This is a genomic window from Acidobacteriota bacterium (assembly GCA_016184105.1).
Classification (GTDB): Bacteria; Acidobacteriota; Vicinamibacteria; order Vicinamibacterales; family 2-12-FULL-66-21; genus JACPDI01.
The window spans coordinates 1-23,323 of record JACPDI010000021.1; the positions used below are offsets into that span (position 1 = coordinate 1).

General features: G+C 67.5%; 23 protein-coding genes and 1 rRNA gene. 11 read left to right on the forward strand and 13 right to left on the reverse strand.

Annotated features, from left to right (window positions below; translation table 11 throughout):
• Together HYU53_07570 and HYU53_07575 are read right to left on the reverse strand one after the other, a co-directional pair.
• Window positions 1–330: ribosomal RNA gene (locus HYU53_07570) — 16S ribosomal RNA — on the reverse strand; the annotation flags it as partial.
• Between the two features lie 560 nt (window positions 331–890).
• Window positions 891–2,171, reverse strand: coding sequence for a tyrosine--tRNA ligase (locus tag HYU53_07575; GenBank protein MBI2221053.1), 1,281 nt, complete (start codon window positions 2,169–2,171; stop codon window positions 891–893).
• A 28-nt stretch (window positions 2,172–2,199) separates the two neighbouring features.
• Here HYU53_07575 and HYU53_07580 point away from each other — a divergent pair, with 28 nt between their 5' ends.
• Both HYU53_07580 and HYU53_07585 read left to right on the forward strand, forming a co-directional pair.
• Entirely contained in the window at window positions 2,200–2,982 is a 783-nt protein-coding gene (locus HYU53_07580; protein ID MBI2221054.1) for a DUF268 domain-containing protein, read from the forward strand.
• Entirely contained in the window at window positions 2,982–3,875 is an 894-nt protein-coding gene (locus HYU53_07585; protein ID MBI2221055.1) for a metallophosphoesterase, read from the forward strand. The genes HYU53_07580 and HYU53_07585 overlap by 1 nt, the downstream gene beginning before the upstream one ends.
• 28 nt (window positions 3,876–3,903) lie before the next feature.
• On the opposite strand, the gene HYU53_07590 is transcribed toward HYU53_07585, so the two are convergent.
• The gene (locus tag HYU53_07590) at window positions 3,904–4,572 is read right to left on the reverse strand and encodes a phosphoribosylglycinamide formyltransferase (GenBank protein MBI2221056.1); all 669 of its coding nucleotides are present in this window, start codon (window positions 4,570–4,572) and stop codon (window positions 3,904–3,906) included.
• A gap of 43 nt (window positions 4,573–4,615) precedes the next feature.
• Between HYU53_07590 and HYU53_07595 the strand changes: the two genes are divergently transcribed.
• Entirely contained in the window at window positions 4,616–5,308 is a 693-nt protein-coding gene (locus HYU53_07595) for a transposase (protein ID MBI2221057.1), read from the forward strand.
• Here HYU53_07595 and HYU53_07600 read toward each other — a convergent pair.
• From HYU53_07600 to HYU53_07635, 8 genes are read right to left on the reverse strand one after another with little or no spacing between them, the layout of a single operon-like run.
• Complete coding sequence (locus HYU53_07600) at window positions 5,296–6,309, reverse strand: phosphoribosylformylglycinamidine cyclo-ligase (protein MBI2221058.1); 1,014 nt, start codon at window positions 6,307–6,309, stop codon at window positions 5,296–5,298. The two genes, HYU53_07595 and HYU53_07600, sit on opposite strands and share 13 nt — an antisense overlap.
• 25 nt (window positions 6,310–6,334) lie before the next feature.
• A complete protein-coding gene (locus HYU53_07605) occupies window positions 6,335–7,519 on the reverse strand; it encodes a HEAT repeat domain-containing protein (GenBank protein ID MBI2221059.1) in 1,185 nt (394 codons plus the stop codon).
• The gene (locus HYU53_07610; protein MBI2221060.1) at window positions 7,516–8,925 is read right to left on the reverse strand and encodes an amidophosphoribosyltransferase; all 1,410 of its coding nucleotides are present in this window, start codon (window positions 8,923–8,925) and stop codon (window positions 7,516–7,518) included. The genes HYU53_07605 and HYU53_07610 overlap by 4 nt, the downstream gene beginning before the upstream one ends.
• Before the next feature lie 4 nt (window positions 8,926–8,929).
• Window positions 8,930–11,179 (reverse strand): phosphoribosylformylglycinamidine synthase subunit PurL, encoded by a 2,250-nt coding sequence (gene purL, locus HYU53_07615; protein MBI2221061.1) that lies wholly within the window; start codon window positions 11,177–11,179, stop codon window positions 8,930–8,932.
• A complete protein-coding gene (gene purQ, locus HYU53_07620; GenBank protein ID MBI2221062.1) occupies window positions 11,176–11,898 on the reverse strand; it encodes a phosphoribosylformylglycinamidine synthase subunit PurQ in 723 nt (240 codons plus the stop codon). The genes purL and purQ overlap by 4 nt, the downstream gene beginning before the upstream one ends.
• 38 nt (window positions 11,899–11,936) lie before the next feature.
• Window positions 11,937–12,176 (reverse strand): phosphoribosylformylglycinamidine synthase subunit PurS, encoded by a 240-nt coding sequence (gene purS, locus HYU53_07625; protein ID MBI2221063.1) that lies wholly within the window; start codon window positions 12,174–12,176, stop codon window positions 11,937–11,939.
• A 2-nt stretch (window positions 12,177–12,178) separates the two neighbouring features.
• Window positions 12,179–13,483 carry an adenylosuccinate lyase gene (locus HYU53_07630; GenBank protein MBI2221064.1) on the reverse strand — a complete coding sequence of 435 codons (1,305 nt, stop codon included), beginning with the start codon at window positions 13,481–13,483 and terminating at the stop codon, window positions 12,179–12,181.
• A 25-nt stretch (window positions 13,484–13,508) separates the two neighbouring features.
• Window positions 13,509–14,768 (reverse strand): insulinase family protein, encoded by a 1,260-nt coding sequence (locus tag HYU53_07635; GenBank protein ID MBI2221065.1) that lies wholly within the window; start codon window positions 14,766–14,768, stop codon window positions 13,509–13,511.
• A gap of 151 nt (window positions 14,769–14,919) precedes the next feature.
• On the opposite strand from HYU53_07635, the gene rlmN reads away from it, so the two are divergent.
• Window positions 14,920–15,984 carry a 23S rRNA (adenine(2503)-C(2))-methyltransferase RlmN gene (gene rlmN / locus HYU53_07640; protein ID MBI2221066.1) on the forward strand — a complete coding sequence of 355 codons (1,065 nt, stop codon included), beginning with the start codon at window positions 14,920–14,922 and terminating at the stop codon, window positions 15,982–15,984.
• Between the two features lie 73 nt (window positions 15,985–16,057).
• On the opposite strand, the gene purE is transcribed toward rlmN, so the two are convergent.
• Both purE and purD read right to left on the reverse strand, forming a co-directional pair.
• Window positions 16,058–16,552: a 5-(carboxyamino)imidazole ribonucleotide mutase gene (gene purE / locus HYU53_07645; GenBank protein MBI2221067.1), complete on the reverse strand. Its 495-nt coding sequence runs from the start codon at window positions 16,550–16,552 to the stop codon at window positions 16,058–16,060.
• Window positions 16,540–17,823 (reverse strand): phosphoribosylamine--glycine ligase, encoded by a 1,284-nt coding sequence (gene purD, locus HYU53_07650; GenBank protein ID MBI2221068.1) that lies wholly within the window; start codon window positions 17,821–17,823, stop codon window positions 16,540–16,542. Before purD ends, purE begins: the two co-directional genes overlap by 13 nt.
• Window positions 17,824–18,027: 204 nt before the next feature.
• On the opposite strand from purD, the gene HYU53_07655 reads away from it, so the two are divergent.
• The 7 genes from HYU53_07655 (at window position 18,028) to HYU53_07685 (ending at window position 23,320) form a co-directional block, all read left to right on the forward strand.
• On the forward strand, window positions 18,028–18,225 hold the full coding sequence (locus tag HYU53_07655) for a 30S ribosomal protein S21 (protein ID MBI2221069.1): 198 nt from the start codon (window positions 18,028–18,030) through the stop codon (window positions 18,223–18,225).
• A 19-nt stretch (window positions 18,226–18,244) separates the two neighbouring features.
• Window positions 18,245–18,565: a zinc-ribbon domain containing protein gene (locus HYU53_07660; protein MBI2221070.1), complete on the forward strand. Its 321-nt coding sequence runs from the start codon at window positions 18,245–18,247 to the stop codon at window positions 18,563–18,565.
• 66 nt (window positions 18,566–18,631) lie between these two features.
• Window positions 18,632–18,970, forward strand: a complete 339-nt coding sequence (locus HYU53_07665; protein ID MBI2221071.1) for an STAS domain-containing protein — start codon at window positions 18,632–18,634, stop codon at window positions 18,968–18,970.
• A 38-nt stretch (window positions 18,971–19,008) separates the two neighbouring features.
• Entirely contained in the window at window positions 19,009–19,890 is an 882-nt protein-coding gene (locus HYU53_07670) for a decaprenyl-phosphate phosphoribosyltransferase (protein MBI2221072.1), read from the forward strand.
• Entirely contained in the window at window positions 19,887–21,086 is a 1,200-nt protein-coding gene (locus HYU53_07675) for a DUF362 domain-containing protein (GenBank protein ID MBI2221073.1), read from the forward strand. The genes HYU53_07670 and HYU53_07675 overlap by 4 nt, the downstream gene beginning before the upstream one ends.
• Window positions 21,087–21,107: 21 nt before the next feature.
• A complete protein-coding gene (locus HYU53_07680) occupies window positions 21,108–21,992 on the forward strand; it encodes a hypothetical protein (GenBank protein MBI2221074.1) in 885 nt (294 codons plus the stop codon).
• Entirely contained in the window at window positions 21,989–23,320 is a 1,332-nt protein-coding gene (locus tag HYU53_07685) for a glycosyltransferase (GenBank protein MBI2221075.1), read from the forward strand. Before HYU53_07680 ends, HYU53_07685 begins: the two co-directional genes overlap by 4 nt.
• The last annotated feature ends 3 nt before the right edge of the window (window positions 23,321–23,323 follow it).

The following is a 23,323-nucleotide window of genomic DNA, read 5'->3' on the forward strand; positions in this document are numbered from 1 at the left end:
CCAGTGTGGCCGTCCGCCCTCTCAGGCCGGCTACCGATCGTCGCCTTGGTGAGCCGTTACCCCACCAACTAGCTAATCGCACGCGGGCCCCTCTTCAAGCGCCAGGTCTTGCGATCCCCGGCTTTGATCTCCATCCGTCCAAGGACAGGATGTCATGCGGTATTAGCGTCCCTTTCGGGACGTTATCCCCCACTCGAAGGTAGGTCACCCACGCGTTACTCACCCGTTTGCCGCTCTACTCAGGGCCGAAGCCCCTTTCGCGCACGACTTGCATGTGTTAGGCACGCCGCCAGCGTTGATTCTGAGCCAGGATCAAACTCTCATGTTAAATTCGCCTGCCACGCCGAAGCCCGCGTCCGCGCCAGAGGCGCTTCAGCGGGACGAAGGCGGGCAAAACGTTTAACACAAGCGCCTTGTTGATTGGCTCTTGCGTTGTTAGTTCGTCAAGTGATGAGTGGTTCGCCGCCTCCACCAGGTCGTGAACCACACGCCTGGCCTCGGACTGCACAGCGCCACCCGCTGATACTCGACGGGCTGCCCACCTCGCCCAGGCGCCGTGAGGCGCGAAGGCGGGTGAACAAAGTGCTTGCACGTTCTATCTAGTTTTCAAAGAACCGGCTTGCGCGTATTGCTGACTGCCCCTCCGGCCGTTTCTCCGTTGGGGGAACCTTCCAATACTATCCAACCCGCGTATGGCTGTCAACCCCCTGGAACCTCTTTTTTCCGTTCAACCTGGAGATTATCGGCTTCGGATGGGCAGACCGTCAGGCGCAGAGCCGACAAAAATAGCTCCGAATCTTCTGGAGCTGTTTCCGGCGACCCGCCGGGTCACGCGCAGCGACAGCCAATATAGGCGGCGGAAGACGGAGTGTCAACCCCGGCGCTTTCCTCTAGTGACTCTTCCGCACCCGGATCAGGCGGCGGTCGCGCTGCCCCTTTCGCAGCACGAAGATCTCTCCTTCGATCGCCTGATCCAGGCCGACTCGCTCTTTCTCGCTCGAGACGCGCGCGTCGTTCACGTAAAACCCGCCTCCCTTGACGAGCCGGACTGCGGCGCTCGTGGACGGCTCGAGGCCGGAAAGCGTGATCAGCCGGGTGACCGGGAGCCCGTCGGTGCCGAAGTCGGCGGCGTCAACCGCGGTTGACGGCACGTCTTCGAAGACGGTGAGGATGTCGTCCTTGGAGGCGTTCCGCACGTCCCCCTTGAAGAGCAGCGCCGATGCCGCCTCGGCGCGCTGCCGCTGTTCGGGGCCGTGCGCGAGGTCGGTCACGTGCGCCGCGAGCGCCCGCTGCGCGTCACGGCGCTCCGGGAACGCCTCGGACGCGCGCGCGAGCTCCTCGATCGCCGTCTCATCGAGAAACGTGAAGAACTTCAGGTATCGGACGGCGTCGCGATCGTCGGTGTTCAGCCAGAACTGGTAGAAGCGGAACGGCGAGGTGCGCGCGGCATCCAGCCACACGGTGCCCACCTCGGTCTTGCCGAACTTCACGCCGGATGCGGTCGTCACCAGCGGCAGCACGATGCCGTGCGCCTTTGCGCCGCGCAGCTTGCGAATCAGATCGATGCCGGCCGTGATGTTCCCCCACTGATCGCTGCCGCCCATCTGCAGCGTGCAGCCGAAGCGATCGTGCAGCACGACGAAGTCGTACGCCTGCGTGAGCAGGTAGCTGAACTCGGTGTAGGAGATCCCCTCCTCGGACTCCAGCCGCCGCTTCACCGATTCCTTCTGCAGCAGGTAATTCACCGTGAAGTGCTTGCCGATGTCGCGCAGGAACGTCATGAGCGGGATCGTCACCAGCCAGTCCGCGTTGTTCACGATCCGCGCGGCGTTCGGGGCGCGGTCGAAATCCAGGAAGCGTTCGAGCTGCCGGCGGATCCCCACGACGTTCGCCTCCACCTGTTCGGTGGTCAGGAGCTGCCGCTCCTGCGTCTTTCCGCTCGGATCGCCGATGAGGCCGGTCCCGCCGCCGACGATGGCGATGGGCGCGTGGCCGGCGCGTTGAAAACGCGCGAGCGCCATGACTGGGAGGAGCGAGCCGACGTGCAGGCTGTCGGCGGTCGGATCGAAGCCGATGTAACCCGTAACCTGTCCGGAGCGGAGGGCGTCGCGCGCGCCGTCGGTTGCGTCGTACACCATCTCGCGCCATTCGAACTCGCGGAAGAGATCCATGCTGCGAATCAAGTTACCATAGCGGCGCATGGCCTCGCGTCTGCCCCACGCGGTGACTCGCGCGCTGGGCCTGGCGGCGTTCGTCGGGCTCAACCCACGCCAGACGTGGCTGCTCCGGCGCCTGCCCCGGTTCTGGCGCGAGGCGCGCCAGTACGCGCGCGCGGCCGGAAGAGGCCCTTTTCCGCTGGACCCGTGGGATCTGGAGCCAATCCTGCACGACTACTTCGCTGAAGCCGGCAGCGCGAGCGGGCACTACTTCCACCAGGATTTGTGGGCGGCACGCCGGATCTGCGCGAGGCGGCCGGCCAGCCACGTGGACGTCGGATCCCGCGTCGACGGCTTCGTCGCGCACGTGCTCGCGTTCATGCCCGTGACCGTGGTCGACATCAGGCCCCTGCACAGCGATGTCGCCGGGCTCCGGTTCGTGCAGGGCGACGCGTGCCGGCTCGACGCCTTCGCGGACGACAGCGTGGAATCCCTCTCGAGCCTCCACGCCGTCGAGCATATCGGGCTCGGTCGCTACGGGGACGCGATCGATCCGGACGGGTGCTTCAAGGCACTGCGCGAGTTCGCGCGCGTGCTGCGCCCCGGCGGGCGCCTGTACCTCGGCGCGCCCGTCGGCCGAGAGCGGGTCAGGTTTAACAGCGAGCGGATCTTCGACCCGCGCACGCTCATCGACGCCCTCGGAAATCTGCGGTTGCTCGACCTCCAGGCGGTGGACGACGGTGGCGCCTTGATCGAACACCCGAACCTCGCCACGCTCGCACGGGCGTCGTATTCGTGCGGGCTTTTCGAGTTCACGAAGCACTGATGGCGCGCCGCGGACTTCCTCAGGCGGCTCAACGGCACACGCGGGCCGCCCGTGGCCGGCCTGGCGGCGCATCGCTGTCGCGTCGCACCCTGCTCCAGGCGCTCGCGGTCGCCGGCGCAGGCGTGGCGACCGGATCGGCAGGCTACGGGTTCCTCTACGAGCGGCATCGCCTCGAGATCACCCGGACCCACGTGCCGGTCTCGGGGTTGCCCGATGCCCTCGACGGCCTGCGCGTGGCGCTCGTCACCGACACGCACTTCAGCTCCACGGTCCCCGCCGAAGACATCGAGCGCGCGGTCCGGGCCACGCTCGATGCGGCGCCCGATCTGATCGTCCTCGGCGGTGACTACGTGACCTGGGGGGATCGGCGCTACGTGGGCGGCGCCGCCGAACTGCTCGCGCCCCTGAACGCGCCGCACGGCGTGTTTGCCGTGCTCGGCAACCACGACGACGATCGCGACATGCCCGCCGCGCTGGCCGCCAGGGGCTTCGTCGTCCTGAAGGACGAGCGCACGCAGATCGTGATTCGCGGCGAGCGCCTGGAGATCGCCGGGATCCGGTTCTGGACCCGTCGCGTCGACCGCATCGCGAAAGTGCTGGCCGGCGCCACGGCCACGACCGTGCTGCTCGCACACGATCCAAGGCGGTTGAAGGAAGCGGCGGATCTCGACGTCTCCCTCGTGCTCTCCGGCCACACGCATGGCGGCCAGATCGTGCTGCCGGGCCTCGGGGCGGTCGCCGCACGGCCGTTCCCTGTCGTCGCGGGGCTGGGCACACGGGAGAACACGTCCATTTACGTCAGCCGCGGCGTGGGAACCGTGTACGTCCCGATCCGCCTGAACTGCCCGCCCGAGGTCGCGATCCTCACGTTAAAGCGGCAATCCGATTTCTAGGCGCGCGGATCGCTCCGGTTGCCGATGATTAACGCTCCGCGGGACGCGGAGCACCGGCAATGAAGCGCCGCCCCTCGAGCCGCCACCCGCCCGCGAGGACGCGGGCGATCGCCTCGGGATACAGGCGATGTTCCTGCTCGAGAATGCGGGCCGCGAGGGTCTCGACGGTGTCCCCTTCGAGCACGGCCACCGCAGCCTGCACGACGATGGGGCCTCCATCGAGCTCACCGGTGACGAGATGCACGGTCGCCCCCGAGACTTTCACGCCGTGCTCGAACGCCTGGCGCTGCGCCTCGAGGCCGGGAAACGCGGGCAGCAGCGATGGGTGGATGTTCAGGACCGCGTTGGGGAACGCGTCGAGCAGCGCGCGCCCCACCAGGCGCATGAATCCCGCCAGGCACACCAGTTGAACGCCGCGCAGCGTCAGCTCGCGCGCAAGCCGCGCGTCGTACTCGTCGCGCGACGCGAACGCCTTGTGATCCAGCACGAGGGTCTCGATCCCCGCCGTCCGCGCGCGTTCCAGCCCGTACGCCCCCGTGCGATTCGAGATCACCACCGCGATGCGCGCGCGCAGCCGCCCCTGCGCAATCGCGTCGATGATCGATTGCAGGTTGCTTCCCCGCCCGGAGATCAACACGCCAAGAACCGGCACTTTCGAAAATTGTAAAAAGGGGTCGGGAGCCTTTTTTTCTGACATCACTGGTACCGCGCTTGCTCAAGTCGCTCAGACACAGCCTAGTATGCCCCGTCGTCGCAGGATCTGCACCGGTGAGTTCGTCTTTCATGTGGTAAATCGTGCCTCTCGACGCGAGACCCTGTTTTTCGACAGTGGCGACTATCGCGCCTTTCTTGTGGTTCTCGATGAAGCCTGCCGTCGAGTCAATCTTCGACTGATCGCCTATTGCATCATGCCGAACCATTGGCACCTCGTCTTGCAGCCAGAAAACGGGCAACAACTGTCTCGCTTCATGCACTGGCTGACGATGACTCATACGCAGCGTTTTCACTGCTGGCATCAGACGACGGGCACGGGCCCGCTGTACCAGGGGCGGTACAAAGCGATTCCCGTCCAGGGCAACGATCACCTGTTGCGCGTCGTGCGTTATGTGGAACGTAACGCCCTCAAGGCCGGACTGGCTCTCACGGCCGAAGACTGGAAATGGGGAAGCCTGCGGCAGCGGCAGGATGGGGTCGATGCGCCTCCGCTGGCGGAGTGCCCCGTCCGATTGCCGGACGATTGGGTGACACTGGTCAACACCCCGATGGATCTCGATGAAGTGCGTGCGATCCGGAAAGCGATCCGGCGAGGTGCGCCGTATGGAGAAGAGGACTGGGTCCTCCACGCGGTTGAGACACTCGGACTGGAATCAGCGGTCAGGCCGAGGGGGCGGCCACGAAAAAAGGCTCCCGACCCCTTTTTTCAATTTTCGTAAGTGACGGCACGGTTGCCGGGAGCAAGATCGCCGATGACACGGCCTTCGGGGAGCTGCGCGAGTACGCCGGCGGCCTCCGCGGACGCGACGACGAGTATCAACCCGATGCCCATGTTGAAGGTACGCCGCATGTCGGCGTCGGGGACATTGCCGGCCCGCTGGAGCCAGCGGAAGATCGGCGGCACTTCCCAGGCAGACGTGTCGATGCGGGCGCGCACGCCCTCCGGCAAGACCCGCGGCACGTTGTCGGTGATGCCGCCGCCGGTGATGTGGGCCATGGCCTTGATCGTTCCCGACGGCAACAGAGGCCGGATCACGGGCAGATAGGAGCGGTGAGGGGCGAGCAACGCATCGCCGATGGCGGCGCCAAGCTCCTGGACGCGCGCAGAGGCGTTCAGGCCCACCTGCTCGAACGCGATCCGGCGCGCGAGCGAGTATCCGTTCGTGTGCAGCCCGCTGGAGGGAAGGCCGATCAGCACGTCGCCGGCAGCGACGCGCCGGCCGTCGATCACCCGCTCGCGATCGACGACGCCCACGATAAATCCCGCGATGTCGTACTCGCCGGCAGCGTAAAACCCGGGCATCTCCGCGGTTTCTCCGCCAAGCAGCGCGCACCCGTTTTCGCGGCATCCCCGCGCGACGCCCGCCACAATCTGCTCGGCGATATCGGGCGCGAGCGCGCCGGTCGCCAGGTAATCGAGGAAGAACAGCGGCTCGGCGCCCTGCACGAGGATGTCGTTGACGCAGTGGTTGACGAGGTCGGCACCGACCGTGTCGTGCCGGCCCGTCATGAAGGCGACCTTCAACTTCGTGCCGACGCCGTCAGCGCTCGCGACAAGCACCGGCTGGCGATACCGTGCCACGTCGAGACCGAACAGCCCGCCAAAGCTGCCGATGTCCGACAGCACATTCGACGTGAACGTTCCCCGCGCCATCTGGCGGATGCGCCGGACGACCTCGTTGCCCGCCTCGATATCGACGCCGGATTCCTTGTACTTCATTGTCAGTGGCCAGTGGCCAGGTACGCTAGAACTCCAGTTTCTGAATCAGGATCCCTGCCGCGCGCCGCGGCGGCGTGCCCTCGGCCGCCTTCCAGTATGCACGCCGCACGGTCGCGAAAAACTGTTCTTCCTCGAAATCCTCTTCGAGCATATCGAACGCCTCGCGCAGCAACTCGATCAGCGGGACCGGATCCCCCTGTGCGGCGACGACGCGCAGCATCGCCTCGGGGTTGCGAATCGCAGCCAGACCGAGGCCGAGCGCGATCGGCGCCCGGGCAGGATCCCTTGCGGGCGCACCCGCATCGACGAGCGCCTGCAGCGCCTGTTCGTCGCCACCCGCCGCGATCGCCGCAAGCCCGCCGACCGCTGGCCGAAGCAGCTCCTGGAAGCCGATATTGCCGATCGCAAAACGGACGGTTTCGACGAGATAACTCTTGTGCGTCGCGCAATTGGTCCCGAGCAAGCAGATCGCCGCGGCGATGGACGGCTGCACGTCGCGTGGCGCCGTGCGCTGCAGGGCCGCGAACGTCTCGACGGAGCGTTTGTCGCCGATCTTGCCCAGCGCGATCACCGCGTCGTCCTGGAGAGGGCCGTCGAGCCCGGCGACACGGGTCAGCTCCGGAATCGCATACGCGCCCTTGCGGTCGCCAAGCGCCTCGATCGCGACGCTGCGAAAGAAATCCTGTCCGCGGCTGACCAGGTTTTTCATCACCTCGCGGGCACGAGAATCGTCACCGTAGGCGGCCACCGCCCGCATCAGCTCGGGCCGCACGAACTCCGATTCTTCACGGTCGAGCGCTTTGAGAAGCTGAGGGAGCGCCTCCGGCGTGCGATTGTGCTCCAGCCACGAGTACGCGGTCGACCGCAGCCGATCGTTCGGATCGGCGAGCAACGGCAGGATCACGGACTTCGTGCGCGGGTCGTTGAAACCCGACAGCAACACGAGCGCCCTGAATCGCACGTATCCGTCCGCGTGCGACGTGACCGCTTCGATGAGTGCCGGTACCCCCTGCGCCGGTCTGGCTCGACGGACGGTCCGCGCGGCATTCATCCGCGTGTTGAAGTCGAGCTGCCCGAGCTGATCGATCGCGGCCCGCAGCTGCGCGGGCGTGACGTCCGTCTCCTGCGCCGCGGGCACGGTGGGGACGACGAGGAGCAGCACGGCGGCCAGCCCGGCGCTTCCCACGATCGAGAGCCGGACGCGCGTCACTGAACGAGTTTGAGCGCGAGCTGCAGGTACGCCTGCTCGTTGCGCGGAAATTCGACGGGATACTCGCCGGTGTAGCAGGAGGTGCAATACGACGTCCGCCTGGCGCCAACGGCGCCGAGCAGCCCCTCGAGACTGAGATAGGACAGGCTGTCCGCCTCGATGTACTTCTTGATCTCCTCGAGCGTGTGCGTCGCGGCAATCAGCTCCGAACGCCGCGGGGTATCTACGCCGTAGAAGCAGGGCGAGATCGTCGGCGGGCAGCTGATGCGCATGTGCACTTCGCGCGCGCCCGCCGCGCGCACCATGCGGACGATCTTGCGGCTGGTGGTGCCGCGCACGATCGAGTCATCCACGAGCACGACGCGCCTGCCCTCGAGGATGCTCCGCACGGGATTCAGCTTCACCTTCACGTTGAAGTGGCGGATCGACTGCTGTGGCTGGATGAAGGTGCGGCCCACGTAGTGGTTGCGGATGAGCCCCATCTGCATCATCACGCCAGACGTCTCGGCGAAGCCGGTGGCCGCGCAGACGCCGGAGTCCGGAATCGGCACGATGACGTCGGAATCGACCGGCGATTCCTTCGCGAGCTGCCGGCCGAAGTTCGTCCGGATCTCGTTGACGCTTTCGCCGAACACGTAGCTGTCGGGGCGAGCGAAGTACACGTGCTCGAAGATGCAGTGGGCCAGCCGTGCCGCGCCGAAGGGCTTGATCGAGCGCATGCCGTGCTCGCCGATCACAAGCACCTCGCCGGGCTCGATGTCGCGGAGGTAGGTGGCCCCGATCAGATCCATCGCGCACGTCTCGGAGCACACGATGTACGCGTCACCCAGGCGTCCGAGCGCCAACGGGCGGAAGCCGTGCGGGTCGCGCACCGCGACGAGCAGGTCCTTGGTGAGAAACAGGAGCGAGAACGCGCCGGTCGCGTGCGAGACCGAATCCACGATCGCGTCTTCGACGCTGGACGCCTTCGATCGCGCGTAGAGGTGGAGCAGCACCTCCGTATCGCTCGTGGTCTGGAAAATTGACCCGCGCCCCACGAGCTCGTCGCGCAGCTCCTGTGCATTGACCAGATTGCCGTTGTGACAGACGGCGATCTCGCCGTGCACGCAGTCGATCACGAACGGCTGCGCGTTCTGGAGGTGGCTCTCGCCCGACGTCGAGTACCGCACGTGGCCGATCGCGGCGCCACCCGGCAGGCCGGCCATGGTCCGCTCGTCAAAACTGTCAGCCACGTACCCCATCGAGCGGGAGACGTGGAGCTTCACGCCGTCAGACGAGGCGATGCCGGCGCTCTCCTGGCCGCGATGCTGCAGCGCGTACAACCCGAGATACGCCATCGTGGCAGCCTCGGGTTGGCCGTAGATGCCGAAGACCCCGCACTCCTCGTGCAGCTCGTTCAGTGCCATGTCATCACGCCACGTGCGTGGCGTCACGCCTCCGGTAATACGCTCCGAGCGCCGCGCTCCAGACACGCTCGGCGTCTGCGAGCGGGCTGTCGATCGCCCGCTCGCCATCCACGGAGATCCTAATCCGCCCGCCGCCCGTTGCACCGATGACCTTCGCGGGGACGCCGAGCTCTGCGGCGAGCGACAGCAGAGCGCCGCGCCGCGCCTCCTGTACAGACGCGACGACGCGGCTCGCGGACTCACCGAACAGCGTCGCCGCCAGCCGCGCCGCGCCGGCGACGGGCGCGGCGTCGAGGTTCACGGTGAGCCCGACGCCGCCCGAGTCGAACGCGGACTCCGCCAGCGCCACCGCGACGCCCCCCTCCGAGCAGTCGTTCGCCGATTCGACCAGGCCTTCGGCGACGGCCCGCACGAGCAGGTGCTGGAGCGCGCGCTCCCGGGCCAGATCGAGCGCGGGCGGGATGCCGCGCACCGCACCGTGCACGACCTTCTGATACTCGCTGCCCGCAAGCTCGCCGGCGTTTTCGCCGAACAGCACGATCTCGCGCCCTTCTCCGCGGAACACGCGGTCGATCGCCTTCGACGCATCCTCGATCAGCCCGACGACGCCGAGCACGGGCGTGGGGTGGATGGCGCGCCCCTCGGTCTCGTTGTAGAGGCTGACGTTGCCGCCGGTAATCGGCACGTCCAGCGCCCGGCAGGCTTCGGCGATCCCCTCGATCGCCTCGACGAGCTGCCACATGATCTCCGGGCGCTCGGGATTGCCAAAGTTCAGGCAGTTGGTCGCGCCGATCGGCATTGCCCCGGCACACGCGACGTTGCGCGCCGCCTCGGCCACGGCCAGCATCGCACCGCGCCGCGGGTCGAGGTAACAGAACCGCCCGTTGCCGTCGACCGATACGGCAAGCCCTCGCGCGGTGCCCTTCACCCGGATGACGCCCGCGCCGCGCCCGGCAAGCACGATCGTGTTGGTGCGGACCATGTGGTCGTACTGCCGGTACACCCAGCGCTTGCTCGCGATGCCGGGCGAGGCCAGCAGCGTCATGAACGCCTGCTGCGGCGTCTCGCGAACGTCGAGGTCGCCTGGCGCGAACCGCTGGCGTTCATCGAGATCTGCGGGCCGCGAGTACGGCCGGTCGTAGAGCGGCGACTCGTCCACAAGCGCGACGTTCGGCACATCGGCGACGAGCACGCCGCGGTCTTTCACGCGCAGCCGCGTGTCCGGCGTGACCTCGCCGATGCGCACCGCGTGAAGGTCCCACTTCTCGAAGATATCCTCGACCTCTCGTTCGCGTCCCTTCCGCACGACGAGCAGCATCCGCTCCTGCGATTCGGACAGCAGAATCTCGTACGGCGACATCCCCGTCTCTCGCTGCGGCACGAGCGAGACGTCGATCTCGACGCCCGTGCCGGCGCGCGCGCCCATCTCCGCCGTCGAACACGTCAGGCCCGCGGCGCCCATGTCCTGGACGCCGATGACGGCATCGGACTTCATCAGCTCCAGGCACGCCTCGAGCAGGAGCTTCTCCATGAACGGATCGCCGACCTGCACCGCCGGCCGTTTCTCCGACGACTTCTCGTCGAACTCCGCCGACGCCATCGTCGCGCCGTGGATGCCGTCGCGCCCGGTCTTCGCCCCGACGTAGTACACCGGGTTGCCGGCGCCGGCGGCGCGGCCTTTCACGAGGCCGTCGGCTGTCGCGAGGCCCACGCACAGCACGTTGACCAGCGGGTTGCCCGCGTACGCCTCGTCGAACTGGATCTCGCCGCCGATCGTCGGGATGCCGATGCTGTTGCCGTAGCCGGCGATGCCCGACACCACCCCTTCCAGGATGCGGCGCGCGAGCGGCTCGTCGATCGAGCCGAAGCGCAGCGAGTTCAGCAGCGCGACGGGCCGGGCGCCCATCGTGAAGATGTCGCGGATGATGCCGCCCACGCCGGTCGCCGCGCCCTGGTACGGCTCGATGAACGACGGATGGTTGTGCGACTCGATCTTGAACACGCACGCGAGGCCGTCGCCGATGTCCACGGCGCCGGCGTTTTCCCCGGGCCCCTGGAGGACGCGCGGTCCCCCGGTCGGCAGCTTCTTCAGGTGCAGCCTGGAGCTCTTGTAGCTGCAGTGCTCGGACCACATCACCGAGAACAATCCCAGCTCGGTGAGGTTCGGCGCGCGGCCGAGCGCCGTCTCGATGCGCCCGTACTCCTCGGGCGTCAGGCCGTGGCGCGCGATCGTCGCCGCGTCGATCGTCGTCATCGCCCCACCGGCACCGACACCGCGCCTGCCGCGCGCAGCGACGCGACGACGGATTCGAACAGGAGGAGGCCATCGGCGCTGCCGAGCGCGCGCTCGCACGCGCGCTCGGGGTGCGGCATCAGGCCGACCACGTTGCGGCGCTCGTTGCAGATGCCGGCCACGTTACGCGCCGACCCGTTCGGGTTGGCGGCCGGCGTGACCTCTCCCGCGGCCGTCGCATACCTGAAAATGACGCACCGCTGCTCGTCGAGCGCGCGCAGGACGTCCGGCTCCGCGAAGTAGTTGCCTTCGCCGTGCGCGATCGGCAGGCTGAGCACCTGCCCCTCACGGCACAGGCTGGTGAACGGCGTGTCGGCCGCCTCCACGCGGACGTTGACGTGCTCGCAGTGAAACGTCAAATCGGCGTTGCGCAGCATCGCGCCCGGGAGCAGTCCCGCCTCGAGCAGGATCTGGAAACCGTTGCAGATACCGAGCACCGGGCCACCGCCGGCCGCGAAGGCCTGTACGGCCTCCATCACCGGCGAGAAGCGCGCGATCGCGCCGGTGCGCAGGTAATCTCCGTGGGAAAACCCGCCCGGGAGGACCACCACGTCCGCCCCGCCAAGCGTCGTCTCCTTGTGCCAGACGAACTCCGCGTCCTGGCCGAGCACGTGCTTCGCGGCGTGGTAGGCGTCATGGTCGCAGTTGGATCCCGGAAACACGACGATCGCAAACTTCATTCACCCCTCACTGCCCACTGTCCACCGCGCACCGCCCGCTACTCGATCTCCACCCGATAACTCTCGATCACCGGATTTGCCAGCAGCCGGTCCGCCACCTCGGACGCCAGCGCGCGCGCCTGCTCGGCCGTCGTTGCATCCACGTCCAGCTCGAAGTACTTGCCCTGCCGGACGTCGCCGACCGAGGCGTACCCCATCGAGCGCAGCGCCTCGGCGATGGTCCGCCCCTGCGGGTCGAAGACGGACGGCTTCAACGTGACGAACACTCTCGCACGCACGCTCACGCCGTGACCTCCTGGTAGACGCGCGCGAAGATCGCGTCCACGTTTCGAAGCTGATCGTCGAGATCGAACGCGCGCTCGATCTCGGCGGCCGGCAGCACCCTGGCGATGTCGGGGTCGGCGAGCAGCAGGTCCTTGAAGTCCGCCTGCTCGTGGAAGGCCCGCATGGCGTTGCGCTGGACCCATTCGTATGCCTGCTCGCGCGAGACGCCGCGGCGGGCCAGCTCCAGCAGGACCGAGCCGGAGAACACGACGCCGCGGGAGCGCCGCAGGTTCTCGAGCATCCGCTCGGGATACACCACCATCCCCGAGACGATCCGCGTGAACCGGCGCAGCATGTGGTCGAGCGCGATGAAGCTGTCGGGCAGGATGACGCGCTCCACCGAGGAATGCGAGATGTCGCGCTCGTGCCAGAGCGCCACGTTCTCGAGCGCCGCCATCGCGTTGGCGCGCAGCAGCCGCGCCAGGCCGCAGATCTGCTCGCAGCCGATCGGGTTTCGCTTGTGCGGCATCGCCGACGAGCCCTTCTGCCCTTTCCCGAACGGCTCCTCGACCTCGCCAATCTCCGTCTTCTGCAGGCCGCGAATTTCGAGCGCGAACTTCTCGAGCGACGCCGCGGCGATCGCCAGCGCGCTCATCAGCTCCGCGTGGCGATCGCGCTGCACGACCTGCGATGACACGGGTGCCGGAACGAGCCCGAGGCGCGCGCAGACGCGCGCTTCGATCGACGGATCGAGGTGCGCGAAGGTGCCGACCGCCCCCGAGAGCTTGCCCACGCTGACGACCTCGCGCGCGCGACGCACGCGCGCGACGTTCCGCTGCACTTCGGCGTACCAGAGCGCCAGCTTCAGGCCGAACGTCATCGGCTCGGCGTGCACGCCGTGGGTCCGGCCAATCATCGGCGTCCGCCGATGCTCCTCGGCGCGACGCCGGATCGCTTCGGCCAGCGCGTCGAGATCGCCCAGGATCACATCGCACGCGTCGCGCATCTGCAGGGCGAGCGCGGTATCGAGCACGTCCGACGAGGTCAGGCCGAAATGCAGCCACCGCGCGGCCGGCCCGACTTTCTCCGCGACGGCGGTGGTGAACGCAATCACGTCGTGCTGCGTCGTCTGCTCGATTTCCTCGATCCGCGCGATGTCGAAGCCCGCCTTCGCGCCAAGCTCACGCGCCGCATCTGCCGGGACCACCCCCGCCTCGACGAGCGCGTCGGTGGCCGCCAGCTCCACCTGGAGCCAGGCCTCGTAGCGGCGCTGCTCGCTCCAGACGGCGCCCATTTCGGGGCGTGTGTAGCGTGGAATCATCTCTTGTTCTCGCGCAGGCGCGTCCTCAGCTCAGATCCAGCCTCTCGCGCGTGAGCGCATATCCGTCCCTGGGGCCGAGCACCGTGACGCTCACGTGACCGTTCACGAACAGGTCGCCGGCCACGCGCTGCAGATCCGCAGCGCTCACCTGCTCGATGCCGGCCAGCGTCTCGTCCATCGAGAAGTACCGGTCGAAGTAGATCTCCTGCCGCGCGAGGTGCGACACGCGGCTTGCGGTGTTCTCGAGCGACAGCATGAGGCTCCCCTTCAGGTGATCCTTCGCCCGCCGCAGCTCCGCCTCCGGCACGCGCGCGCTCTTCATCGCCCTCAATTCCTCGACGACGAGGTCGACCACCTGGTCGACCTCGTCGGCGCCGCACCCGGCGTAGATGGTCAGCGCGCCGGCGTCCAGGTACGCGCTCAAGCTGCTGAACACCGCGTAGGCGAGGCCCCGCTTTTCGCGGATGTTCTGGAACAGCCGCGAGCTCATCGAGCCGCCGAGCACCGTGTTCAGGATGTAGCTCACGTACCGGTCGTCGTGCCGCTGCGGATAGCCCGGCGTCCCGATACAGACATGGCTCTGCTCGATGTCCTTGGTCCGGACGACGACGTGCGGCACCACGGTGGGCGTGCTCTGCGTCACCGCCGCGCCCGAGGCCGGCAACGGCCCGAAGGCCCGCGACACCAGGTCGCGCACGCGCTCGTGCGCGACGTTTCCCGCCGCCGCAATGACGATGTTCGGCGCGACGTACGCGCCGCGGAAGTACTCGCGGATGCCGTCCTGCGTCAGCCCTTCGACCGCTTCCCGGGTACCGAGGATCGGGCGCCCCAGCGGATGCCCTTCCCAGAAATGCTGCGTGAACACCTCGTGGACGAGGTCGTCCGGCGTGTCCTCGACCATCTTGAACTCTTCGAGGATCACCTTCTTCTCGCGCTCGATCTCGTCGGCGGGGAAGGCGGGGTTCAGCACGATGTCCGAGAGCAGGTCGATGGCGAGCGGCAGGTGATCGTCGAGGACCTTGATGTAGTAGCTGGCGTACTCTTTCGCCGTGAACGCGTCGAGCTGGCCGCCGATCGAATCGATCGCCTGCGCGATGTCCTCGGCCGTCCGCGTCGCCGTGCCCTTGAAGAGCATGTGCTCGACGAAATGCGCGATCCCCGCCCGCGAGTCCGCTTCGTGCCGCGACCCGCGCGTCAGCCAGACACCGATACTGACCGACCGGACGTGCGGCATCGCCTCGGTGATGAGACGAAGACCGTGGTCCAGAACCTCACGAACGATCATCTGAACTAGAAGCGTCGGAACTTATTGGTACAGAAGGGATTACGAGAGCGCCGCCGTGAGCGATGATCATAACACGCGGGTTGCTGACCTCGCAACCGCAGCAACCGATACGTACAATGGATCGAAGGGGCTTGGCGCCTCCTGGTGGCTCATGAACATCGCGGAGCTGGAACTCGGCGAACTGGAGGACGCGCTCGAGGCGACGGGCCGGGCGCGGTTTCACGCGCGGCAGCTCTTCGGCTGGGTGCATCGCCGCGGCGTGACGGATTTCGCGGGGATGACCGACCTTTCGGTCGCGCTCCGCGAGGATCTCGCGCGCAACTTCCGCGTGTCGACGCCTCACGTGCTCCGCAGGGAGGTGTCAAGCGACGGGACGACGAAGTTCGTGCTCGAGCTGGACGATCGGCGGCAGATCGAGTCGGTGTTCATACCCGACACGCCCTCCAACACGTTCTGCGTGTCGACGCAGGTCGGCTGCGCGATGAAGTGCGCGTTCTGCCTGACCGGAAAGATGGGGCTCGATCGCCATCTCACCGCCGGCGAGATCGCGGGCCAGGTCCGGGTTCTTGCGCGCGAGCTCGGCATGCTCGAGAAGCCGTTCAACATCGTCCTGATGGGGATGGGCGAGCCGCTGCACAACTACGACGCGACGATGAAGGCGCTGCGGATGCTGCACGACCCGCACGGGCTGTCGGTCTCGCCGCGGCGCGTGACGCTGTCCACCGTTGGCGTGCTGCCGGCGCTGCAGCGGCTGGCGCACGAGCCTCTGATGCCGAACCTGGCGATCTCCCTGCACGCGACGACCGAGGACACGCGCGATCGCCTCGTGCCGGTGAACCGCAAGTATGGCCTGGACGATCTGCTGAACGCCTGCCGCGAGTTTCCGCTGAAGAAGCGGAACCGCATCACGTTCGAGTACGTGGTGATCGCCGATGTGAACGATTCGCCCCAGGATGCGCGCCGGCTCGTGAAGCTGATGCACGGCATCCGTTCGAAGATCAATCTGCTGCCGCTCAACGAGGCGGCGGGTATCCCCTTCCGGCGGCCGTCGGACGAGCGCGTGAACGCCTTTGCGAGGATCCTGGCGGACGCGGGCTTGACGGTCTCCGTCCGCAAGAGCCGCGGCCGCGACATCCGCGCGGCCTGCGGGCAGCTCATCACCGAGGTCGGCGCAAAGCGCTCGCCTGGGCAGGCGCTGGCGTCGGCGATGGCCTAGAGCCGACCGCCGCCCCGAAGGGCGGCGGCTGCACGTGCCAGCGGCGGCTACACGTGCCAGTAGCCGCCGGTCTTTAGACCGGTGGCTTCGACAACCGCTCCGCGGCCTTCTCCACCTTCTCGGCGAGCTTCTTCTTGTAGTCTTTGAGCGCCTGCGCCACGCGTGGGTCCGCGACGGCGACGATCTGCGCGGCGAGCACCGCGGCGTTGGTCGCGCCGGGCTTGCCGATTGAAACCGTGGCGACGGGCACGCCCGGCGGCATCTGCACGGTCGAGAACAGCGCGTCGAGCCCCTTCAGGTCAGATGAGGCGATCGGCACGCCGATGACCGGCAGCGTCGTGTGCGCGGCGACGACCCCCGCGAGGTGTGCGGCGGCCCCCGCGGCCGTGATGAAGACCTTCACGCCGCGGCCGGGCGCCTCCTCGACCAGCTTCATCACACGCGCGGGCGAGCGGTGCGCCGATGCCACCGTCATCTCGCACGTGAGGCCGAGCTCCGTCAGCGTGTCCACCGCTCCCTGCATGACGGGAGCGTCGGAATCGGACCCCATCAGGATCAGGACATCCATTCAAGCGCCTTCCTTCCGATGTCTCGGCGATAGTGCATGCCGCCAAACGAGATCCTCCCGATACCCTCGTAGGCCCTGCCGATCGCGTCCGCATAGCTCGCGCCGCGGCCGACAATTGTCAGCACGCGGCCCCCTGCGGTCACGAGCGCGCCGTCGCGCAGGGCCGTCCCGGCATGGAAGACGATCACGTCGTCGAGCTGCTCTGCGTCACGGACGCCGGCGATCGGTTTTCCGTTCTCGAACGTGCCGGGGTATCCACCGGAGGCGAGCACGACACCCACGTGCGGGTGGGGCGAGAATCGGACGCCCGCGCCATCGAGCGCGCCGGCGGCCGACGCCATCAGCAGCGGGGCGAGATCGCCTTCGATCATCGGGATCACCACCTGCGCCTCCGGGTCGCCGAACCGCACGTTGAACTCGACCACGCGCGGACCGGCGGGCGTGAGCATCAGCCCGACGTAGAGAAATCCGCTGTAGCCGTGCCCCTCGCGCGCGAGGCCTTCGAGCACCGGGCGGACGATCTCCTCCATCACGCGCGCCGCCACCTGCGGGGTGACGAGCGGGCTCGGCGCGAACGCTCCCATGCCGCCGGTGTTCGGCCCCTCGTCGGCGTCGAACACGCGCTTGTGATCCTGCGCGGAGGTGAGCGGCAGCGCCGTGCGTCCGTCGCACAGCACGAAAAACGACGCTTCGGTCCCCTCCATGAACTCTTCGATGACCAGTCTCGCGCCGGCCTCACCAAACCGGCGATCGATCATCGCGCCGCGCACGCCGTCTTCCGCCATCGCGGCGCCGGTGGCCACGACGACCCCTTTGCCTGCCGCGAGGCCGTCCGCCTTGAGCACGACCGGATAGCCGAAGCTCCCGCCGCGCAGGACCGAGCGGGCTTCGTCCGCCGAGCCGCAGACTCGATACCGGGCCGTCGGCACGCCATGCCGGGCCATGAAGTCCTTCGCGAAGACCTTGCTGGTCTCGAGCTGAGCGGCGAAGCGCGTGGGGCCCACAATCGCGTGCCCGGCGGCGCGGAACGCGTCCACGATGCCGCGCTCGAGCGGCACTTCGGGGCCGACGACGGTGAGATCGACGTGCTCGCGGCGCGCGAGCGCCAGCATGGCGGCCGGGTCGGCGGGATCGCCCGCCGTCAGACGCGCGCATCGGGCGATGCCGGGGTTGCCGGGGACGGCCAGAACGTCAGCGACGGTCGAATCCGAGCGGAGTTTCCAGGCGAGCGCGTGCTCGCGCGCGCCGCTGCCGATGACGAGGACTCTCACGCCAGAGTTATCCGCAGTCGAATGAGAGGGTTATGGGGAGAAAGCCCCGCACGTTCACAGATTGTCACGCACCAGACTTTTCGTTGACGCGCGCGCGGGTACTTGCAATAGAATCCGCGTTTACCTGTGGTAGCCTAGCATATTCTGGGTTCAATGCCGGGTCCTCGCAGGGACCACACCGGGCGGTGAGGGGGTGTTCGTAGTTTGGCCGAAGTCAAGATTCAGGAAGGCGAATCGATCGAAAGCGCGCTTCGCCGCTTCAAGCGGAAGGTCCAGCAGGAAGATATCATCAAGGATATCAAGAAGCACTCCTTCTATCTGAAGCCGGGAGACAAGCGCCGCGCGAAGCAAGCACTCGCGCGGAAGCGGACCCGCAAGAAGCAGCGCCGCGAGTCGGAGTAGCCGAAAGGGCGGACGAGCAATGGAGTTCCAGGACAAGTCCCTGCGGTGCGTGGATTGTGGCGCGGAGTTCGTCTGGACGGCCGGCGAGCAGCACTTTTTCGCCGACAAGAACTTCAAGAACGAGCCGAAGCGGTGCAAGGCGTGCAAAGCCAAGCGTGCCTCGCGTGGATCGGCCGGCCCCTCGGGGCAGCCGATGGCGCGCGAGCGCGTGGAGACCCATACCAGTTGCTCGGCCTGCGGGAAGGAAACGACAGTGCCGTTCCGGCCCACTCAGGGGCGTCCGGTGTTCTGCCGCGAGTGCTTCCAGCAGCGCAAGTTCATGGGCGCGGGCGGCGTCTAGTTCCTGTCAGTCAACACGTCGGGGGTCACGCGTCGCGGCCCCTCTTTCGGTTGGAGGGTATCTGGCATGCAGATCGAGGAACGAGTCGTCAACAGCGTGACGGTACTCGACCTCAAGGGCAAGATGACGCTCGGCGAGGGGGACGAACTGCTGAAGGACAAGATCAATTCCCTGCTGCAGCAGGACCGGAAGCAGATCGTGTTGAACCTCGAGGGCGTGCCCTACATCGACAGCGCGGGCCTCGGCGAAATCGTCCGCACGTATACGACCGTCAGCCGCCAAGGTGGAAAGCTGAAACTCGTGAACCTCACGAAGCGAATCACCGACCTGCTGTCGATCACCAAGCTTCTGACCGTCTTTGAAACCTTCGAGTCAGAACAGGACGCGATCCGCAGCTTCAGCTGATCCGAATGTGGCTGCCGCGAATTGAGGCGGATTGATTCGTGGCAGCCGCATCATACCTGCTCGTCTCCCTCCGGCCCCACCAGTGGACGAAGAACCTCATCGTCTTCGCGGGGCTGATCTTCGGACAGCGGCTGCTGGACGCGGAGGCGGTTGCCCGCTCCAGCGGCGCGTTCGTGATTTTTTGCGCTCTTTCCAGCGCCATCTACCTGGTCAACGACATTGTCGACCGCGACGCCGACCGGCGGCATCCCGTCAAGTCGGCGCGCCCGATTGCGTCCGGCGCGCTGCCCGTGCGGATCGCTGCCTACGCCGCCGCTCTCCTCGCCGCCGGCGGGTTGGCGGCGTCGCTGGCGCTCGGGCCGCTGTTCGCGCTCGTCGCGGCCGGCTACGTCGCGCTCCAGAGCCTGTATTCCGGCCCGCTGAAGCGGATCGTGATCATCGACGTGCTCACGATCGCGGGCGGTTTCGTCGTGCGGGCCGTCGCCGGCGCGGTCGCCATCGCCGTCCCGATCAGCCACTGGCTGCTCGTCGTCACGGTGCTGCTGGCGCTGTTTCTCGCGCTCAGCAAACGCCGGCACGAGCTCGTGCTGCTTGCCGATGGTGCGACAGACCATCGCCAGATACTGGGTGAGTACAGCCCCTATCTGCTCGACCAGATGATTTCGGTGGTCACCGCCTCCACGCTGGTGGCGTACGCGTTCTACACCATCAGCCCCGAGACGGAAGCGAAGTTCCAGACCGGCCTCCTGGGCCTCACGGTGCCCTTTCCGCTGTACGGAATCTTCCGGTACCTGTATCTCGTGCACCGGAAGGAACTGGGCGGAAGCCCGTCGGATCTGCTGCTGACCGACCGCCCCCTGCTCATCTGCGTCGCGCTCTGCGCGCTGACCGTGATGGCCATCATCTATGGCCCGCGATGAACCTCGGCGGCTACCGCGAGGTCATCGCGCCGGATGCGGACACGGCGCTCAAGATCAACATCTCCTGGCATTTCTTCTTCCCGGGCAGCTCGACCACGCCGTGGCAGCTCGAGGGGGTGATCCGGGCGATGAAGCGGGATGGCTACCGTCCCGAGTTGATCCACGGCTGCCACAACCGGACGGTCGTGATTGACGCCCACCTCGGCGAGCGCGAAAACAAGCAGCTCAACGTGATCCAGGCGCACGGGCTGCGCAACGTGCACATCTACGAGGGGGAGGACTGGATCAACGTCCGCGACGCCGTGGGGGACCTCGCGAACAAGTTCCTCGTGTTGAACCAGGTGTACCCCGACGGGTTCATGATCCCGCGGCGGTTCATCGGCGAGAACATCATCCACCTGCCCACCGTGAAGACCCACGTGTTCACGACGACGACCGGCGCGATGAAGAACGCGTTCGGGGGGCTGCTCAACGAGCGGCGGCACTGGACGCATCCGGTCATCCACGAAACGCTCGTGGACCTGCTCATGATCCAGAAGAAGGTTCATCGCGGCGTGTTCGCGGTGATGGACGGCACGTTCGCCGGTGACGGGCCCGGGCCCCGCTGCATGGTGCCGCACGTGAAGAACGTGCTGCTGGCGAGCGCCGACCAGGTGGCCATCGACGCGGTCGCGGCGAAGCTCATGGGCTTCGACCCGATGCAGATCAAGTACATCCGCGCGGCGCACGACCTCGGCCTCGGGTGCGGCGACCCGCGCGAGATTGACATCGTCGGCGACCTGGAGGCGGCAAACGAGAACTGGCGCTTCGTCGGGCCGTTCCAGAGGATGACGTTCGCCTCGCGCATGCAGCACAGGATCTACTGGGGACCCTTGCGTAAGCCGGTCGAGTGGTCGCTCAAGACGGTGCTCGCCCCGTGGGCGTACCTGGCGAGCGTGGTGTATCACGACAGCTTCTGGTACCCCGTCCACGCAAGGCGCATGATGCACGAGGTGCTGGAGAGCCCGTGGGGCCGGCTGTTCCGCAACTGGGAGCACGTCACGGCCGACGAGCAGGGCTACCCGGACGTGGGGAGCGGCGGCGCGGAGCTGCAGCTCACCGGCGCCCGCGCGCTCGGCCGATCGATCGGGATCCTGGGCACGTGCATCAGGGAAGCGCCGGAATTCGCCGCCCGGAAGCACAGGGCGGCGAGGTAAGGGTTCGATCAAGGTTCACTTATGGCTGAGTTCTCAATCCGCTCCGATGCCGTCGACGTCGAGCAGATCATGCGCCAAATCCGCGCGCGGATCCGCGAGAAGCGCGGCGCCGACTACACCGAGCAGGAGATACGGCAGCTCGCCACCGCGAAGCTCGAGACGTTTCTCGACCCGACGCGCGTGCGATCCGACCTGCTGGAACAGTTCCGCGCCGTCAGGAGCCAGCAGCCCGCGGCGCCGAATTTCGCGTTCGAGGACACCACGATTTTCGAGACGCACCGCCCTCTGCTGCGCTTCATGCGCCGGCTGCTGCGGCCCGTCCTCAAGCTGTTCTTCAATCCCAACCCGATCGCCGAGGCGCTGCACGTTCAGGCCGGGGTCAATCAGCGCACCGCCGAGTCGCTCGGCCGGGTCGAAACGCTGTATTACGAGCTGATTCACAACCTGGTCGTCGAAGTCACGCGGCTGGGGATCGAGGTCAAGAACCTCAAGATGAAGGTCGAATCGGTCTCGGGCCGCCTCGACTTCGACGAGCGCCGGGCCCGGGCGCTCGAAGGCGCGGTGCAGTACCGCCCTGCGGCGCTCCAGCAGGAGCGCCCGCCGCGTCAGGCGCGCGACGGCGGAGAACGCGCGGCGGCGCCCGACCGCGGCGGCGAAGGAGTCGAGGGCGATCGCCCGCGGCAGGGACGGGGCCCGCAGACGCCCGAGGAGGGCGAGCGCCGCAGGCGACGGCGGCGCCGCGGCCGCCGACGTCACGGCGGCGGGCAGGGCGCTGCCGGCGCGGCCGGCGAGGCGACGGTCGATGCTGGCGAAACCGGCGCGCCGGAGCATGCCGCCGAGGCCGCGGCCGACGCCGGGCATTCGGACAGCACCGGCGATCCAGCCGGGTCTGACGATCAGCCGTGAAGCTGGCGATTGTCGTTCAGCGCTACGGCGCCGACATCAACGGCGGCGCCGAGCTGCACGCGCGCTACATCGCGGAGCGGCTGTCCCGGCACGCCGAGGTGGAGGTCTACACCACCTGCGCGCGTGATTACGTCACCTGGAAGAACGAGTTGCCGGCCGGCGAGGAGCGCGTGAACGGCATCCGCGTGCGGCGGTTTCGCGTGTCGCGGCCGCGCGACACGCGCGATTTCGGCCGCCGGTCGCAGCGCGTCTTCGGCGAGGCACACTCGGTGGCCGACGAGCTGGCATGGCTTCACAGCGAGGGGCCGGCCAGCCCCGCGCTCATCTCCGCGATCAGTCGCGACGCGGCGCGCTTCGACTTCATCATCTTCTTCAGCTATCGCTATTACCACGCGTATCACGGCGCACGGGCCGTGCCTGCCAGGGCGGTGCTCGTCCCCACGGCGGAGCGCGACCCCGCCGTCGCGCTCGGGATCTTCGGCCCGCTGTTCCGCGGCGTGCGCGGGATCATGTACAACTCGTACGAGGAACGCGCGCTGATCCACCGCGTCTCCGCCAACCAATCCGTCCCCGGCGTCGTCGTGGGCGTGGGTTCCGACGTGCCGGAGCGCACGAACCCTCAGCGATTCCGCAAGAAGTTCAACCTGCGCGGCGCGTTTGCCGTGTATGTCGGCCGCGTCGACGAGAACAAGGGGTGCGTCGAGCTGTTCGAATATTTCCGGCGGTACGTGCAGGAGTTTCCGCGCGGGCTCTCGCTGGTGCTCATCGGCAGCGCCGTGATGAAGATCCCCGCGCACCCGCGGATCCGCCACCTTGGCTTCCTTCCCGACGAGGACAAGTTCGACGCGATCGGGGCAGCCGACGCGCTCATCATGCCGTCGCAGTACGAGAGCCTCTCGATGGTGGCGCTCGAGGCATGGGCGCTCGGCCGGCCCGTGCTGGCGAACGGCCGCTGCGACGTCCTGCGCGGCCAGTGCATGCGCAGCAATGCCGGTCTTTACTACGACAACTACGACGAGTTCGTCGAGACGCTGTACGCGCTCGAGTCGAACGGCCCGATGAACGGCGTGCTGGGACGCAACGGCCGCGAGTATTTCCGGCGCCATTACACGTGGCCGGTGATCGAGCGCAAGTACCTCGACATGTTCGACCGGCTCTCGCGCGAGAAGGACGGCGCGCGCATGGAGCCGCTGCCCGGCTGGTGGGCGCGCCGCGCGCGCGCGCTCCCGCCGGCCGGCGACGTGCTTGCCGGCATCCCCTCGGGGCCGGTCGTCGACAGGCAGCAACGGGCGGCCGCCGCACAGAACGACGCGCCGCGCCGCGCCTAGCGC

Coding starts and splice junctions, on each gene's coding strand:
- purL (MBI2221061.1), bottom strand. CDS start 11,179: ATGACGACGATCGACGCGGCGACGATCGCGCGCCACGGCCTGACGCCC.
- HYU53_07610 (MBI2221060.1), bottom strand. CDS start 8,925: ATGGCACTGAACGAGCTGCACGAGGAGTGCGGGGTCTTCGGCATCTAC.
- rlmN (MBI2221066.1), top strand. CDS start 14,920: ATGAACATCGCGGAGCTGGAACTCGGCGAACTGGAGGACGCGCTCGAG.
- HYU53_07575 (MBI2221053.1), bottom strand. CDS start 2,171: ATGGATCTCTTCCGCGAGTTCGAATGGCGCGAGATGGTGTACGACGCA.
- purQ (MBI2221062.1), bottom strand. CDS start 11,898: ATGAAGTTTGCGATCGTCGTGTTTCCGGGATCCAACTGCGACCATGAC.
- HYU53_07660 (MBI2221070.1), top strand. CDS start 18,245: ATGGAGTTCCAGGACAAGTCCCTGCGGTGCGTGGATTGTGGCGCGGAG.
- purE (MBI2221067.1), bottom strand. CDS start 16,552: ATGGATGTCCTGATCCTGATGGGGTCCGATTCCGACGCTCCCGTCATG.
- HYU53_07635 (MBI2221065.1), bottom strand. CDS start 14,768: ATGATCGTTCGTGAGGTTCTGGACCACGGTCTTCGTCTCATCACCGAG.
- HYU53_07665 (MBI2221071.1), top strand. CDS start 18,632: ATGCAGATCGAGGAACGAGTCGTCAACAGCGTGACGGTACTCGACCTC.
- HYU53_07630 (MBI2221064.1), bottom strand. CDS start 13,483: ATGATTCCACGCTACACACGCCCCGAAATGGGCGCCGTCTGGAGCGAG.
- HYU53_07600 (MBI2221058.1), bottom strand. CDS start 6,309: ATGAAGTACAAGGAATCCGGCGTCGATATCGAGGCGGGCAACGAGGTC.
- HYU53_07590 (MBI2221056.1), bottom strand. CDS start 4,572: ATGTCAGAAAAAAAGGCTCCCGACCCCTTTTTACAATTTTCGAAAGTG.
- HYU53_07680 (MBI2221074.1), top strand. CDS start 21,108: ATGGCTGAGTTCTCAATCCGCTCCGATGCCGTCGACGTCGAGCAGATC.
- HYU53_07585 (MBI2221055.1), top strand. CDS start 2,982: ATGGCGCGCCGCGGACTTCCTCAGGCGGCTCAACGGCACACGCGGGCC.
- HYU53_07595 (MBI2221057.1), top strand. CDS start 4,616: ATGCCCCGTCGTCGCAGGATCTGCACCGGTGAGTTCGTCTTTCATGTG.
- HYU53_07675 (MBI2221073.1), top strand. CDS start 19,887: ATGAACCTCGGCGGCTACCGCGAGGTCATCGCGCCGGATGCGGACACG.
- HYU53_07580 (MBI2221054.1), top strand. CDS start 2,200: ATGGCCTCGCGTCTGCCCCACGCGGTGACTCGCGCGCTGGGCCTGGCG.